General features: G+C 66.7%; 10 protein-coding genes. 5 read left to right on the plus strand and 5 right to left on the minus strand.

The window, feature by feature from the left end:
• Nucleotides 1–15: 15 nt before the first annotated feature.
• Entirely contained in the window at nt 16–1710 is a 1695-nt protein-coding gene (locus V2S85_RS20355; RefSeq protein WP_330704648.1) for a carboxylesterase/lipase family protein, read from the minus strand.
• Nucleotides 1711–1968: 258 nt separating this feature from the next.
• On the opposite strand from V2S85_RS20355, the gene V2S85_RS20360 reads away from it, so the two are divergent.
• Together V2S85_RS20360 and V2S85_RS20365 are read left to right on the plus strand one after the other, a co-directional pair.
• Nucleotides 1969–4365, plus strand: coding sequence for a TonB-dependent receptor (locus V2S85_RS20360; RefSeq protein WP_330704649.1), 2397 nt, complete (start codon nt 1969–1971; stop codon nt 4363–4365).
• Between the two features lie 2 nt (nt 4366–4367).
• Nucleotides 4368–5435 (plus strand): hypothetical protein, encoded by a 1068-nt coding sequence (locus tag V2S85_RS20365; protein ID WP_330704650.1) that lies wholly within the window; start codon nt 4368–4370, stop codon nt 5433–5435.
• 173 nt (nt 5436–5608) lie between these two features.
• On the opposite strand, the gene V2S85_RS20370 is transcribed toward V2S85_RS20365, so the two are convergent.
• The 4 genes from V2S85_RS20370 to V2S85_RS20385 all read right to left on the minus strand — a co-directional run bounded on the left by V2S85_RS20370 (nt 5609) and on the right by V2S85_RS20385 (nt 11099).
• Entirely contained in the window at nt 5609–6550 is a 942-nt protein-coding gene (locus tag V2S85_RS20370; protein ID WP_330704651.1) for a metallophosphoesterase family protein, read from the minus strand.
• A 70-nt stretch (nt 6551–6620) separates the two neighbouring features.
• Complete coding sequence (locus V2S85_RS20375) at nt 6621–9107, minus strand: TonB-dependent receptor (protein WP_330704652.1); 2487 nt, start codon at nt 9105–9107, stop codon at nt 6621–6623.
• A 505-nt stretch (nt 9108–9612) separates the two neighbouring features.
• A complete protein-coding gene (locus V2S85_RS20380) occupies nt 9613–10569 on the minus strand; it encodes a FecR family protein (protein ID WP_330704653.1) in 957 nt (318 codons plus the stop codon).
• Entirely contained in the window at nt 10527–11099 is a 573-nt protein-coding gene (locus tag V2S85_RS20385) for an RNA polymerase sigma factor (RefSeq protein WP_330704654.1), read from the minus strand. The genes V2S85_RS20380 and V2S85_RS20385 overlap by 43 nt, the downstream gene beginning before the upstream one ends.
• A 270-nt stretch (nt 11100–11369) precedes the next feature.
• On the opposite strand from V2S85_RS20385, the gene V2S85_RS20390 reads away from it, so the two are divergent.
• The 3 genes from V2S85_RS20390 to V2S85_RS20400 are packed head-to-tail and all read left to right on the plus strand — an operon-like array spanning nt 11370 to nt 15624.
• On the plus strand, nt 11370–13655 hold the full coding sequence (locus V2S85_RS20390) for a TonB-dependent receptor (protein ID WP_330704655.1): 2286 nt from the start codon (nt 11370–11372) through the stop codon (nt 13653–13655).
• Complete coding sequence (locus V2S85_RS20395) at nt 13655–14245, plus strand: hypothetical protein (RefSeq protein WP_330704657.1); 591 nt, start codon at nt 13655–13657, stop codon at nt 14243–14245. Before V2S85_RS20390 ends, V2S85_RS20395 begins: the two co-directional genes overlap by 1 nt.
• Nucleotides 14242–15624, plus strand: a complete 1383-nt coding sequence (locus tag V2S85_RS20400) for a PepSY-associated TM helix domain-containing protein (RefSeq protein ID WP_330704656.1) — start codon at nt 14242–14244, stop codon at nt 15622–15624. The genes V2S85_RS20395 and V2S85_RS20400 overlap by 4 nt, the downstream gene beginning before the upstream one ends.
• Nucleotides 15625–15955: the final 331 nt, after the last annotated feature.

Raw genomic sequence — 15955 nt, forward strand, 5'->3', positions numbered from 1 at the left:
TGCCCGCTCGGCGTGTCAGGCTCCGTACTTGCGATGGCTGCGCACCAGTTCGAGCAGCGCGGTGTCTTCCTGCTCCAGGCGGCAGGCATCGTTGAAGGCCATCACCGGCGCGGCCTTCGCGCTGACAGGCTGCCAGTGGCCGATCCCCTCGTGCGAGGGGTTGCCGGTGCGCGCGAAGGCGATCCACGCCGCGCTGGCGCGGGCCGCCATGGTGCGGGCACGGGCATCGGTGCCGGTCGCCTCTGGCGCCTTGTCGATGCTGTCGAAGACCAGCGGCAGCTCCGAGCAGTGATAGGCGCGCGGTGAGCCGTCGAGCATCGGAGTGATCCAGTCGAAGCGATAGAGAAACGCCGGAGCCGCGCCGGCGTCGGCGTGATCGCGGGCCTGCGCCAGCGCATTCCAGCGGTTGAAGCTGGCGGCGGAGATCATCGCCCACAGCCCGACCGGCTTCTCCTGCGGATAGGCCTTGGCGAATGCCGCGATCAGCGTGTCGGGGTCGCGGAACGCCGGCTCCAGCCCCTTGCGCACATCGGCGATGGTGAGGTTCTCGGCGGCCAGCGAGAACATCGTGAAGCAGAATTCATGGCGTACGGTGCCGACCATCAGCGGCACACCGGCGCTGAGCGCGCGGCCTTTCGCATCATAGGGATCGGACGGGATCACCGTGCCGTCCAGCACCGGCGCCCAGCCTACCATGTGCCAGATATCGCCGGGAGGCGCCTTGGCGGCCCATGCGCTCATGACCTTCTCCGCGGCGCCCCGCACTTGCGCGATCGGCAGATCCTGCAGCTTCGCCGCCTCGGCGGGCGTCACACCCAGTTCGGCAAGGAAGGCGCGGGCCAGCGGCTCGGTCATTTCGCGGCGGAAGATGCGGCTTTCCGAGCCGCTCTGCACGATCGCCTTGTGGAACAGCCCCCTGGCCGAGGGCATCGCGCAAAGCGTCGTCACCTTGAGGCCGCCGCCCGACTGGCCGAAGATCGTGACGTTGCCCGCATCGCCCCCGAAGGCGGCGATGTTGTCACGCACCCATTGCAGCGCCAGCACGAGGTCGAGCATCCCCACGTTGCCTGCGCCGGCAAATTCCGCAGGCGCGCCGACTGCCGCGAGATCGAGGAAACCCAGCGCGTTCAGGCGGTGGTTGACCGATACGACGACCACGTCGCCGCGCCGTGCGAGCGCCTCGCCGTCGGTCGCGCGGATCGCCAGGCTGGCGCCGTTGCTGAACTCGCCGCCGTGAATCCACACCATGACCGGGCGCTTGGCGCCGTCGCCGGTTCCCGGCGTCCAGACATTGAGGTTGAGGCAGTCCTCATCCTCGAAGGCTGGGGTTCCCGGCAGCAGGAACGACATCGGCGTTGGCCCGCGCCGGTCCTGATGCTGCGGGCAGATCCCGCCCGGCACCATGCAAAGCCGCTCGCCCGGCCACGGCGCGACGGCACGGGGCGGCATGAAGCGTCCCTTGCCGCCGGTGTCGGCGCCATAGGGGATACCCTTGAACGTGGCGATGCCCGCACTGTCGTAACCGCGCACCCGGCCTGCGCCGGTCGTCACCACCAGCGACGCAGGCGTGGTGAGATCGCCTGCGCCTGCCCGGTGCCTGCGGCCCGGCGCCGGAGCGGCCAGCGCATCGGCACTTCCCGCAGCAGTTGCCAGCCCCGTGGTCAGCGTTGTCGAGAGAGCGGAAATCAGGGCATTACGGCGTGTCGGCATGGCTGGTCCCCGTGCGTCGTGCATCCGGGCACAAGCGGCCCTGCATCGTCACGATCGACTGTGCCTCGCGTCTGCTGCACCGGTCATCGCCGCAACGAACGGTTTATCGCACTGCGACGAATCGAACGACAATTGTTTCCGAATCCGTCCATCCAACCGCAACTTCTCCCTGCAGGCCGCGCCAACGAGCGACGCGCCGCGATCAGGGGCCTCGGGCCAGAGTGCTCGGGACGGTCAATTCACAACATGGGGGTTATCATGGAGTTCGTGCATAGCGTTCGAGGAAGTTCACGGTTGCTGCTGGGCTGCTGCCTTGGCGCGCTCATCCTTTCGCCGCTGCAGGCCGAGGCTCAGGCAGTGGACGAGGGCGCGGGCAGCCCCTCAGGCGACATCGTCGTCACCGCCCGTCGCACCGAGGAGCGCATTCAGGACGTCCCGCTTTCGATCCAGGCGCTGAGCGCCGAGCAGATGTCCGAAAAGGGCATGAACGACCTGCAGGACGTGGCCAACAACACGCCGGGCCTGCGCTTCACCGACTTCCTGTCCAAGTTCAACGGCAACGCGGTCATCCGCGGCTTGTCGCAAAGCAACGTGCAGAACGCCATCGGCAACACCGGCGTGTTCATCGACGGCATCTACCTGCAGCGCGGCTACATGGTGGATTCGCAGCTGGGCGACTATCAGCGCATCGAGATCGTGAAAGGGCCGCAGAGCGCGCTCTACGGCCAGAACACCTTCTCGGGCGCGATCAACTACGTGCTCAGCCAGCCCACTGACGAACTGCACGCGAACGGGCAGGCCTCGGTCGGCAACGGCGGTTACACCGACGTGCGCGCCGGGATCGGCGGGCCGATCATCCCGGGTATCCTCTCGGGCCGGATTTATTATGCCCGCGCCGACTTCGACGGCGTCTGGAAGAACAACTACCCCGGCGCCGGATCGACCGACATGGGGCACTTCGGCGGCTACAAGCGGCGCAACTTCTCCGGTTCGCTCAAGCTGACGCCGACCGACGGGCTGACGATCACCGGCACGTATTATCGTCTGACCCGCGAAGAGAAGATCCGCGCGTTCTACACGATCGACGGCAACCTCAAGGAAGACCAGCTCAACTGCGGTACCGTGGGCAGCAACGGCAGCCCGCGCCTGTGGTGCGGCAATCTGCCCAGCAGCCCCGACGGCAAGCGGTCCGGCGTCAACACCGGCAATTATCCCGATGGCCTGTTCTCGGTCCCGCAGCCGGGCATGCGCGGCAAGACCGAGATGTACCACGTCGCCGCCGAGTACAGGATCTCTCCGGCGTTCACCTTCAACTACGACTTCGGCAAAGTCCGGGGCGAGGGTATCGAGCAGTCGCTGTTCGCCAGCAACTCGTACTACCTGACCTCCGATTCCTATCGCACGCCGACCACTCCGTCGATCTCGCGCCAGCGTGAGGCGGGCCTGCTCAAGTACGAGAGTCACGACGCGCGCCTGGCTTTCGACAACGGTGGTCCGCTGACTTTCGACTTCGGCTACTTCCATTCGAAGGCGTGGGATTCGTTCCTGTTCGGCCTCGGCTACGGTGTTCAGGCAGGGCAGGCCGCGATCACCAGCGACGACTGGGATCCGCTTTCGGCGGGCGGGGTGACGCTGTTCAACAACCGCCTGACCGAATACTGGACCGACTCGGGTTATGGCCGCGTGGGCTACAAGCTGTTCGACGATACCGTGACGCTCGGCGCCGAGGCGCGTTATACCCACGCGCGGCTGCGCACGCTCGATCGCCTGACGCCCACGCTCGACCCGCTGGAGGCGACTTACAACAGCCTCACGCCGCGCTTCTCGATCCGCTATGAGCCGAACCGCGACCTGATGTTCTACGCCAGCGCCGCAAAGGGCGTGAAGGCGGGCGGTTTCAACGGCTATGTCAGCGGTTCGGTGACGCTGACCGAGGCCGAGCGCAGCTTTGGCGAGGAAGTGAACTGGACCTACGAAGTCGGCGCCAAGGGCTCGGCCTTCAACCGGGCGGTCAACTTCGCGGCAGCGGTGTTCTACATCGACTGGCAGAAGCGCCAGATCGCCGCGCCGCCCTCCAACTACGTGCCGCCGGAAAACTCGAACTCGGGCGGCGGCGCGGTGCCGAGCATCTACATCAGCGGCGGCGCGGCCGAATCCTACGGCGTGGAACTCAGCGGCGATGTGAAGGCGGGGCAGGGCCTGACGCTCAACGGTTCGTTCGCATGGCAGCATGCCACCGCAAAGGCCGGGGCGACGGCGCCTGCCAGCAGCCAGTTCTGCGACGATATCGTCTGCCGCGCCGATGGCAGCGTCGAGGGCAATTACCTTGGCAACGTGCCGGAATTCCAGGGAACGGTCGGGTTCGATTACCGCACCGCGATCAATGACGACCTGCAGTTCTTCATGGGCGCGGACGAGATCTATCGCGGCAAGATGTATGTCGACGGCACCAATACCGCCTCGATCGCCCCTTACTGGCTGACCAATGCACGCGTCGGCATCGATGCGGGTACATGGAAGGCGTTCTTCTGGGCGAAGAACCTGCTTAACCGCAAGTACGCCGAGGCTTCGTTCGTGGTGCCCTCGATCTACCAGTACAACGTGAGCCTCGGGGATCTGCGCACCTTCGGGGTGACGCTTTCCGCGAAGTACTGAGCATGACGGGGGCGGCAGTGCAGCAGGTTTCCGGCTTGATCCTGGCTGCCGGTCCCGCCGGTCGCTGCGACGACCATCGCCTCGGCGGAGCGGTGGTCGTCCACGATGCCGCCGCTCCGCCGGGGTCCGAAGCCGCATGGCGGATGTGGTACTACTGCCGCCGCCATGACGGCGCCGGACCGCCTACGCTGGGCACCGGGACCATTGCGATGGCGGTGTCGGAGGATGGCATGACCTGGCGCCGCCACGACGGAACGGGCCCGCACGGCGCCGTGTTCGCGCCTGCCGCAACCGGTTTCGACAGCCTGCATATCGGCATCTCCGACATCGTCGCCACCTCCGAAGGCTACCATATGTGGTACTTCGCAGGCGACCATGCGCCGCGCACGACCGCGGCGTTCGGGGACGTCGTCGGCCTCGGCATGCGGCCGGGGCTGGCATTCAGCGCCGACGGAACGGCCTGGGACCGCATCCCGGGGCGCGATCCTGCCGGTGACGGCGCACAACTGCCGCTACCCGGCGATACCATCTACCGTGCCTGGCCGAACGTCTTCGAAGGGCCGAGCGGGCCGATCCTGCAAGTCACCGAGGCGGCATCCGACTTGTCCGGCTTCCGCACCAGCGTGTGGACGCCGTGCCCCGATCGGGGCTGGCGCAGCGCCGGGTGCCTTTCGTTCGCGGAACCTTCGCCCGGCTATGACAGCCACGGCCTGGTAACGCGGCAGGTGCTGGCCAACCCGCTGCCCGGCGGACGGCGCTTCCTGATGATCTATACCGGCACCGATGCCCGCCACCAGCGCGCGATCGCAGCGGCGGACTCCGACGACGGGCTGGTGTGGCATCGCCTTTACGGCGAACCGATATTCGCGGCCGGAGAACCGGGGGCCTGGGACTCGCTCGGTGTCGCCGCGACCCGGCTGGTCGTGGCCGGAGGGCGAATCCACCTCTATTACTACGGCTTTCAGACGCTGGGCGATGCATCCGGCCTGCGCGGCATCGGACTGGCCACCGCATCGCTTCACGAGGGTGATCTGCGCAGCCTGCGCCGGGTTGATGCCGGCGCGGTCTGACGCCGGATGATCGACATGGAAAATGGAACTGGTTGTATGGCCGGTGCGCTGGCGCTGACCGGCGCGGTGTTCCGCACCGGACTGCCCGATTCCCGGGAATACATGCCGGCGAACTGATCGCGCGCCGGATGGGCCGCGCAGAAGGCTACGGTGATGCCGTCCTTCGTCAAGGGTCAGATCGGAACGTCCTGGCGATGAGGCGTGGCAAACCCATACGTAAGGTAACGGCTTGAAACGGCCTGACCATCGACCGTGATCTCGCTGTAGCCCTCGGGCGTTCCCAGGAACGATCCACGCCAGTCCGCGCCGGCCACCGCGCCGGTCGAGATGAAACGGATGCCGTTCAGTTCGATCTGCTCGTAGACGTGACTGTGCCCCTGCAGCACCGCGAGGACGTTGTAATCCTTCAGTATTCGCAGGACTTCGCGCCCGTTCACGACGAACGTCCAGTTGTGCGGAGTATCCAGCCAGGACTCCGGTTCGTAGCACTGCATGGCGGTGACCAGCGGGATATGCGTGACCACGATGACGCGCTGCCCTTTCGGCCGGGCGGCCAGATCGGCGCGCAGCCAGTCGAGTTGCGGCGCATCGACGCGGCCTTCGTAATTGCGGTCCGGGGTGATGCCGATCGCATCCAGCACCACGAAATGGACGCCCTTGTGATCGAAGGCGTAGTAGCGCGGGCCGAAGCGGTCGGTGTAGAATTGCTTGCCGTAACCCGGCTCTTCCGGCGCGATTCCGCTCTTGGGGAAGACGCCGAAGCAGTCGTGATTGCCGATGACGTGGCGCACCGGCTTGCGCAGATGGGCGCGCTCGGTGCGCTGGTAGAGGTCCATCAGCATCGTCGCACGGGCACGGCCGGTTTCCAGCGCATCCTCGATGTGATCGCCGCCGTGGATCACGAAATCGACCGGGCTGGCGGAGACCTGCTCGAAACACATGGCGCAGGCCTCGGCGGCGCCGAGTTCAGGGCGAATGTGCGTATCGCTGAGAAAAGCGAAGCTGAAACAATCACTTGATGCGGCAAGAGCGGTGGGTGCCTTAACGGCACTCAACGGCACCAAAGAGGTACACAAGGCACCCTTAAGCAGGTTACGGCGGTTCATAGGGTGCATCCCGATGGCATTCGGGAGCGCCTGCGCATCAAGCGCGGGCACTCCCGGGAAAAAGTCCAAGAACGGCGGTTCAGAAATGCAGGCCGATGGTGGCGAACACCTGCCTCGGCCCGGCCGGTTGCAGCGTCGTGTACGTGCCGTTCGGATCGGAGGTCACGAAGCCCGCCGTGCCGGTCGAGGCGATGTAGTGCTTGTCGAACAGGTTGGTCACGTTGACCTGCACGTCCAGCGCCTCACTGAAGCGATACCCGCCCGAGAGGTTCACGTTGACCGCGCCGGGCAGCACCGCATCGTTGAGGTAGCTGTAGTACCGTCGGCTGCGATAATGCGCCGAGAGCTGGCCCCACAGCTTGCCGTCGTCGTAGTTCAGCTCCGCACTGGCGACGTGCTTGGGCGAGGCGACCACCTGCTTGCCCTTGGTGGCGATCACCGCGCCGCCTTCAGGCTGGACGTCGTCGTCATAAGTCGCGTCGTTGAAGGCGTAGCTGCCGTAGATCGTCCAGTTGGGCGCGAACTTCCAGTTAGCCGCCGCCTCGACCCCGCGCGAGGACACGCTGCCCACGTTCTGCAGCACGTTCTGGTTGCCCACCACCGTCGCGCTGATCGACGAGGCGAGCAGGCGATTGGTGAACTTCACGTAGTACCCGGTCAGCGACAGCTGCAGCGCCCGGTTGTGGAAGCGGTAGCCCGCCTCGAACGTGTCGGTCATCTCGGGCTTCAGATCCTTGCGGATATAATCGAAGCCGCTCTGCGAACTGCTGGAGTACGGCCCCGCCGAAGTCGAGGCGACGAAGGCCGCCATGTTGCGGGTGTAGTCGCCGAACAGTTCGTTGTTGCCGTCCAGCGTATAGAGCGCGCCCGCCGTCGGCAGGAACCAGTTCTTCGCCTGGATCGAACCGTCGATCGGCTTGGTGCTGACGATCGAGTGTGCCCTGGCGGTGGACACCACGCCTTTCACGCCCGCATTCAGCCGCAGCGCGCCCGTCGCCTGCCAGGTGTCGCTGATGTCCAGCTGCAGCGTGTCGGTGCGGTATTCGTTCTGGTAGTTGGTGTGGAACGGGTTGCTGTAGAACTGCTGGAAGTTCTCCGGCGCCACGCCAGCCTCAAGCCCATAGAGGTACGATGCCTGGTTGAAGGCATTGTGCTCGTACCACACCCCGCCCTCGATCCGGTGATCGCCCGCCGTGAACTTCAGGCGCGAGGTCACGCCCTTGCGGTTGATGTCATAGCGGTTCGCGGACACCGAGATCGGCGAGCCGCCGTAGGCTTCGGGCGTCGGATCGTAAGGGTCGGCCCATGTGCCGATGCCCTTGTCGAGGTGGATGTAGGCAGTGGTCACGCCCGAGAGACGCGAGCCGAGCTGATACTCCAGCTTCTCGTACGCCAGCAGGTCACGCCGCACGCCGCCGCCCTGATAGACGGCATCGTCGGCGTTCACGTAAGGCGCGGGCGGGGCGCCGCCGTTCTGGACGATCGTGGCAAGCTGCTCGGCCAGCGCATACGTCGGGACGTTGTCGAAATTCCAGCCGTACTGCCTGATCTTCGCCAGCGAGGTGTCGTTGTAATCGTCCTCGGTACGGTGGATCAGGTCGAGAAAGGTGGTGGAGGTCACGTTGTCCCCCAGCGGCTGCACGTACTTGGCGTTGAGCTGGTCCTGCTCCTGCTTGCCCCAGCCGCGCCACTTGCCCTGCCGGTCGTGCGCGTAGGACACCGCGAGACGGCCGCCCCAGGCAAGGTCGCCGCTGTTCATCCGCACGAACGAGCGCCACGAATTCTCGCTGCCGTAGCTTTGCTGCAGGTCGATGCCGAAGGTGGAAGTCGGATCGATCGAGGTGAAGTCCACCGTGCCGCCGATGTTGCTGGTCGACGCGGTGCCCAGCGCGCCGCTGCCCTGCGACAGCGTGGCGCCGCCGTTGTTCTCGGTCAGCAGGGCGCGGTTGATCGAGAGGCCGTTGTTGTTGCGGTACTGCATGTTGCCCAGCGGCACGCCGTCCAGCGTGTAGCCCATCTGGTCGCTGATGAAGCCGCGGATCGACAACTGCGTGGCGGCTTCATAGGTGCCGTGCGCGTCGGAGGAATCGAAGTTCACGCCCGGCAGGCGGCCCAGCGAACGCAGCGGCGACGTGCCCGGCGTGGCCTTCTCCATCGCCTTGGCCGACACGGTCTGCACCTGCCGCGATTCGCCTTGGCCCAGCACGACGATGTCCTGCCCCACTTCGGCGTCCGCCGCCGCGACCGGCGCGGGATCGCGCTTCTCGGGCGCCGCCGCCTTGAGCGAGATCATGCTGGCGGTCTCGCTGGCGATGACGAGGCCCTGCCCCGCGATCAGGCGGCGCAGCGCCTCTCCCCGCGTATAGCGACCGCTGAGCCCGGCAAAGCGGCGAGCGGCGACGGCGTCATAGGGAAACACCACGTGGACACCGGCCTGATGCGCGAACTGGTTGAGCGCGGTGGCGGTATCGGCTGCCTTGATCTCGAACTGGACCGTGCCTTGCGCAAAGGCGGCAGCCGGCATCGCGGCCGCCACGATGGCGGTCGTCGTCAGGTACTTGTACATGGATGATCCCTGCTGGATGCGAATGTCGGGGCAAGGATGGATGGGCGAAGGAAAACCGCTACTCGGGCGCGAGATTTTTTCGGGGAAGCGGATTTGCTGTGCCTGATCGCGTGGAAAAGCAGACGGGCGGGAGACGCCCCATTCCTCCCCCTTGGGGGAGGGGGACCATGCGAAGCATGGTGGAGGGGCACGCGGTAGATCGCCAGACCTCGATCGGCGGGCATTGGCAAGCGTATCAACGCGATGGCATGCAAACCGAGGGTGCCCCTCCACCACCCTGCGGGTGGTCCCCCTCCCCGTCCCGGGGAGGAACTGACGGCCAGTAACCACCCCTTTCAGTCATTCCCGCGAAGGCGGGAACCCATCTGCTGACGGTTGGTGCGCGCAAAGGCATCCGTTGGCTCCCCGCTTTCGCGGGGATGACGGGGGCGGTTTAGAGCCGTCAAAATGGCAGCTGGCCGCTCAAACCAGCTTTCCAACCTCGCCGAAACCCCGGCAAAGCCGCTCAGCCGTGCGTCAGCACGATGTTCCCGTCAGCGCCGGACATCGCCTTCACCCCGAACGAAGTGCGCAGCGCATCGAGGAATTCGCGCGCATCGGTGGTGGAGAACGTGCCTCCGATCCGCAGGCGCGACAAGGCGGGGTCGCCGATGACGATCTTGCGTTCCACGTAGCGGTTCATCTCCGCCAGCGCATAGTCGAGGCTCTCGCCGTTCAGCACCAGGGTGTCGCGCTGCCAGGCCGTGACCCGGCTCAGATCGGCATCGCGGGGCCGCAGGCTGGCTTGTCCCGCCGTCGCCAGCGCGACTTCGCCGGGCGCAAAGATGCGGCCGCCGTCGCCCAGCGTGCCTTGGCCCTGCAGCACCGCCAGTTCGCAGCTCGCGCCGCGCAGGCGGGCGTTGTAGATCCCGGGGATCAGATGGAACGTGCCGCCCGGGGTCATCAGGCTCAAGCGATGCGCCGCGCCAAGCCGGATCGCGATCTCGCCGCGTTCCAGCCAGAGCCGCAAGGGCGTGCCGTCCTTCCAATAGATGCTGCTGTCGGTGTTGAGATCGACCGCGAAGGCCGGATTGTCGGACACCGTGCGGCGCTGGCCGATGGTGGTATCGGCCTTGTTGCGTGCGGCGGCGCGAATGGCGAAGCCGCCGCCCGCCACCGCAACCGTGCCCAGCGCCGCCGCAGCGCGCAGGACGCGCCGCCGATCGGCCTTGCGCGCCTCGATGGGTGGAAAGGCAGGGGGCGGGGCAACCGTCCCGGAGCCGCAGGGCATGAGCCTGGCCTCGTTCAGATCCTGCCAGGTCTGCGCCACTTCGGCGAAGGCGATCGCATGGCGCACGTCCGCGCCGCGCCATGCCTCGAAGGCATCGCGGTCCGCAGTCCCGGCATCGAGCGCGGCCAGCCACCCGGCCGCGATCTCGGTCAGGTCAGCGGCAGGCGCAAGGGTGTCGGGACCGTGGGACAAACTTCCTCCGCTTGGGCCGTGTGCTCGCGGCGCGCCTTCGTGATGAGGGCAAGCCCTTTAGCGATATGCTTTTCCACGGTCGATAGCGATAGGGAAAGCTCTTCGGCGATGCGCGCGGGCGGCATCTGCTGGATCTTGCGCATGTGCACCACGCGCCCGCACTGCGCCGGCAACTCGTTGATGAAGCGCAGCAAAAGCTGAAGCTCCGACCGTCCGGACGTGATCGCGAAGGCATCGGGGGCGGGATCGGCCACGTCCAGCACCTCCATCGAGGCCAGGAAGTCGATCCGTACCACGTTCGCCCGGCGCAGGCGTTCGAGCGCAAGGTTGCGAACCACCGCCAGCACGAAGCCGCGCGGCGCCGCGATCGCCATGTGGTCGGGCGCGGCGAGGACGCGGGCATAGGCTTCCTGCACCAGATCGTCCGCCTCGTCCCGCCCGCAGAAATGCGCCGCCCTTGCCCGATAGGCCGCCGCGTGCGGCAGCACTTCGTTCAGGAACCAGCGATCGACGTCACGTAGCCAACTCAAGGCGCACTCCGGGTAGCCCCGGGCGCCCTAGGCCGTGGAGGTTGCAGTTTGGAGACATCTGCGCATGTCGGGCCAGTCCAGCGGCTCTGCGGGCGAATGTGTGCCCCAGCGTCAAATGACCTGCCCTCGAACGACAGCGTCCGCCCCGGTTTTCGCGCTTTATGCAGCCTCCCTGCGCCGGGCGAGCATTGTAACAGCGTGCCACAATGATGCAATTGACTCGCAATATTGAAAAAGCCATATCCGCCGCCGTTAGCGCGTGGGGGGTACATGATCCGTTTTTCCGTTTTCCTTTCGGGCGTGGCCTTGGCCGCGCTCTCGGTTTCCGCGCATGCACAGCAGGCGGCGGCGGACGACCAAACCGCGATCCGGCCGGGCGACATCATCGTCACCGGTGAAAAATCCACGCGCACGCTGCAGGAAACCCCGACCAGCATTGCCGTGACGACTGCGGAGAAGATCGAGCGCGAGACGCTGATCTCGATCCAGGACGTCTACAACCGCACCGCGAACCTTTCGGAAACCTATGGTTCCTCGGGCTTCACCATTCGCGGCGTGAGCAATACCGGCGTCGGTGCGGGCGGGCAGGCGGATGCCGCCAGCGTCTACGTCGATGGCGCGCCGATCCCCAAGTGGGCGCTCTACGGCGGGCCGACCGACATGTGGGACGTCCAGCAGGTCGAAGTGCTGCGCGGGCCGCAGTCCACCATCCAGGGCCTCAACGCACTGGCGGGCGGCATCGTCATCACCACGAAGGATCCCTCGCTCGACCGCTGGACCGGCGACGCGCGCGTGCTGTGGACCGAGCATGACGACCGCACCTTTTCCGCCGCGGTCGGCGGCCCGATCATCGCCGACGAACTCGGCGTGCGCCTCTCGGCCGAGCGCCGGGCCGACCGTGGCCTGATCCGCAACCTGACGCGCGGCGGCTACGACGACGAACTCAAGTCGCTCAATTTGCGCGGCAAGGTGAAGTGGACGCCGAGCGCCATTCCGGGGCTGGAGGCGGTCGCCAGCTACAACCGCGTGCGCCGCGACGGCGGTTACCTCTACGAATATGCGCGTAGCGATACGCCCGATTTCTACGATCACCGCGTCGCCACCGGGGACCAGCCCACCAGCGGCAAGATCGACAGCGACATCGCCGTGTTCAAGCTGAGCTACCCGCTGGCGGACCACCTGAAGCTGTCGAGCGTCACCTCGTGGAACCGGTCCAAGGTCCATTCGCAGATCGATACCGACGGCACGCCCGAGGATATCCAGGCGATCGACAACCGCTACCTCTATCGCACCCTGACGCAGGAACTGCGCCTCAACTACGAGGGCGAGCGGCTGAGCGGGCTGCTCGGCGCCTGGTACTATCGCCGCATCGGCGCCATCGACCAGAACAGCCGCGTCAACATCGCGACGCCCACCTCGACGATCGCGGCGCTGCTGCAGTCGGGCGGAGCGAGTCCGGCGCAGGCACAGACGATCGCCGCCGCCTATGCCGCACAGTTGCCGGTCATCCCGGTGCTCTACGGTGCGACCCAGCCCGAAAAGGTCGAGACGATGGCGGTGTTCGGCGACGCCCGCTTCAAGCTGACCGACCGGTTGACGCTGATCGGCGGCTTCCGTTTCGACCACGAGCGCAACCGCTATGCGGCCGAGACCGTGGCCAGCTTCAACGGCACGCTGCCCGACGTCAATTTCCTCGGCACCGCCTATGCGCCGATCATCGGCCTGATCAACCAGGGTGTGCTCGGCCTCGTCGACGATGCCTCCTCGCCGCTGGCTTCGAACAGCCGCACGTTCAACGCCTTCCTGCCCAAGCTGGGCGTGAGCATGGACTGGACGCCGGACCTGACGACCGCCTTCACCGTACAGCGCGCCTATCGCTCGGGCGGATCGAGCCAGAACCCGGCCCGCGCGGATCTGGTGCCCTACGACCCGGAATACAGCTGGAACTACGAGGGCTCGGTGCGCTCCAAGTGGCTTGGCGGCAAGCTGGTGGTCAATGCCAACGTCTTCTACATGAAGTGGAAGGACCAGCAGGTCACCGCCTACTTCGGGCTCAATGCCTATGACTACAACACCGTCAATGCCGCCGGTTCGCACCTCTACGGATTCGAGCTGGAGGCGAACGCCAATGTCGCCCCCGGCATCGACATCTACGCATCGGTCGGCCATGTGCGCACCAGGTTCGACGATTTCGACCTGCCGACCGGCGCGACCAGCACCGTCGACCTGACCGGTACGCAGTTCCCCTATGCGCCGCGCTGGACGCTGTCGGGCGGCATCAACGCAGCCGTGCTGGGCGGGGTCACCGCCAACCTCAATGCCAACTACCGTACCTCGGTGTTCACCGGGGTCGGTCAGGACCAGCAGCAGTACGCCGTCTCCGGGCGCACCGTGGTCAACGGCCGGCTGGGCTACGAGACCGGCAACTGGCAGGTCTTCGTCTTCGCGCGCAACATCTTCAACGAGAAGTACAAGCAGTACGAATATGCCGCGATCCACCAGGCGATCCTGGGCGACCCGCAGACCTTCGGGATCGGCGCGGGCGTCCATTGGTGATGCTGCCCCCCGCGATGTGGGCGGCGAGCCTGCTGCTGCTGGCAGGAGGCGCGTTCGGCGCCGCGCTGCTGCGCGCTTCGTGGCGGCGGCGTGAAGGGGGCGCCCCGGTGCTGCTGGCCGGGGGCTGGGCCGTGCTCGTCGGCGCGATCCTGGCCGCCGCATGGTTCGTCGGCCCGGTCAAAGGCACTGCACTGGCGCTGGTGATGGAAGGTATCGGCGCACTGGGCGTCGTCTGGCACGGCCGGGTCCGCCGCAAGGCGGCCCGCCAGCGCGATCTCGAGGACGCGCCCGAGCCTCTGGACGAGCCGGGCCGCGTCTGGCGCGGCGTGCTGCGCGCTCTGCTGGCGGGGCCGCTGGGCATGACCGCGGCGATGGCGCTGGCCTTCTGCGTCACCGTCTACATGCCCGGCGATCCGCGCACGCGTATCGTCACCGGGGGCATGCTGCTGCCGGTATTGTGGGGCCTGGCGATGACCTGGACGCTTGCCGACCGCCGCCTGCTGCGCGCGACGGCCGTGCTGGTGGGCACCAGCGTGGTCGGCTTCGGCCTTGCCTTCCTTGGCGGCATCCTTTCCGGGGCATCGGCATGAGCAATACCCGCAAGAAACAGTGGCGCTGGCCGATCTCGCCCGAGACGGTGCGTTCCGTACTGAGCAGCCATTCGGTGCTCGGGCTCGCTTTCGCCGCGATCATCTACCTCGTCTGCCTGACCGGCACGATCGCGGTCTTCGCGCCGGACCTGCAGCGGATCGAGGTGCCGGGCACCCCGGTCGTGACGCACCTGCCGGATGCCGCCGCTGCCCGGGCCCTGACCGAAGCGGCGCGTCACGCACCGGCGGACAGCTCGATGTACCTGACGATGCCGAGCCCCGCCAAGGAAGGCGCCACGCTGGTCGCCTTCAAGCCGGGCTTCGAACGCAACTGGGCGGTGGCCGGGGACGGCCGGCTCTCCCCGCTCGATGCGGTCTGGACCGAATTCCTGATCTACCTCCACATCTGCCTGCACTTGCCCCGCAGTTGGGGCGGGTTCATCGTCGGGCTGACCGGGGTGGCGCTGCTGTCCTCGCTGGTCTCGGGCATTCTTGCCCATCCGCGTGTGGTGCGCGATGCGTTTCACTTGCGGCTCGGCGGATCACGGCGATTGCAGGAAGCGGACCTGCACAACCGGCTCGGCGTCTGGGCGCTGCCGTTCCACTTCACGCTGGCGCTGACCGGCGCGCTGCTGGGCCTGAGCACGCTGATCGTCGCCGGGCTCTCGCTGCTGCTCTATCGCGGCGACATGAACAAGGTCTATGCCCTGTTCCTCGACCCGCCTCCGGCTGTCGATGCCCGCACCGTGCCGATGCCCGACCTCGCCGCGCTGATCACACAGGCCCGCGCGCGCATGGGCAATGCCGCGATCGACAGCGTCATGGTCGAGCGGCCCGGCCGCGCCGACATGCAGATTTCGGTCCATGGCCGCCGGCCCAGCGACCTCGTGGTGCAGGACGAAGTTCGGTTCGACGCGCGAGGCGTGCCCATCCACGAGGAGCATCCCGAGGACATGGTCGTCGGCACCCGGGTGCTGAGCGGCATCGGCCAGTTGCACTTCGGCTGGTTCGGCGGTCCTGTCCTGCGCGTGGCCTATGGTCTGCTCGGCCTGGCGCTGTGCGTCGTGACCTCCAGCGGTGTGACGATCTGGCTTGCCCGCCGCCGCGATCGCGGCCGTCCGGCGCCGCAATGGGAACGCATCTGGTCAGCGGTGTGCTGGGGGCAGCCTACGGTGCTGGCGCTCACCGCGATCCTTGCTTTCGTACGGCCCGAAGCACCGCTGACGCTTGCCTGGCTGATCCTGACGACCGCCGCGATCGCGCTCTGCGCTGTCATGAACCGGTGTTCGGGGGAGTATCTGGCCGGACTCTGGCGGCGGGGTCTGCTCATCGCTCTGGCTGTCACCGCGGCGCTCTATTTGGGCAGAGCGTGGCTCTGAGAACAATGCCGCCGCTGCCATCGCGGCGATGGCCGGGCATCAAGCCGGGCGCAGGCTTCGCCCATAGCTGGTAGAGACCTCGGGCTCAGACGGGAACCTGTGCAAGACCGGCTTGATTGCATCTGCCCGTCCGGCGGCCACTATCGGCCCGAGTTGTTCGCCATTCCGGCGCCTCGATGGTGCCGTTTATGAGTTTACGACCTGGCACTACTTTGGCAGAAGTTTGAAATGCGTGACTGATAGGCTCCCACCGCAATGAGGGCATTGGTCTGGCGGAGGTCTTGATATTCGGTCAATGATGGCCTGTCGGATGGCGGGCATGCTCGGCTGA

The sequence above is a fragment of the Novosphingobium resinovorum genome (assembly GCF_036352595.1).
Classification (GTDB): Bacteria; Pseudomonadota; Alphaproteobacteria; order Sphingomonadales; family Sphingomonadaceae; genus Novosphingobium; species Novosphingobium resinovorum_B.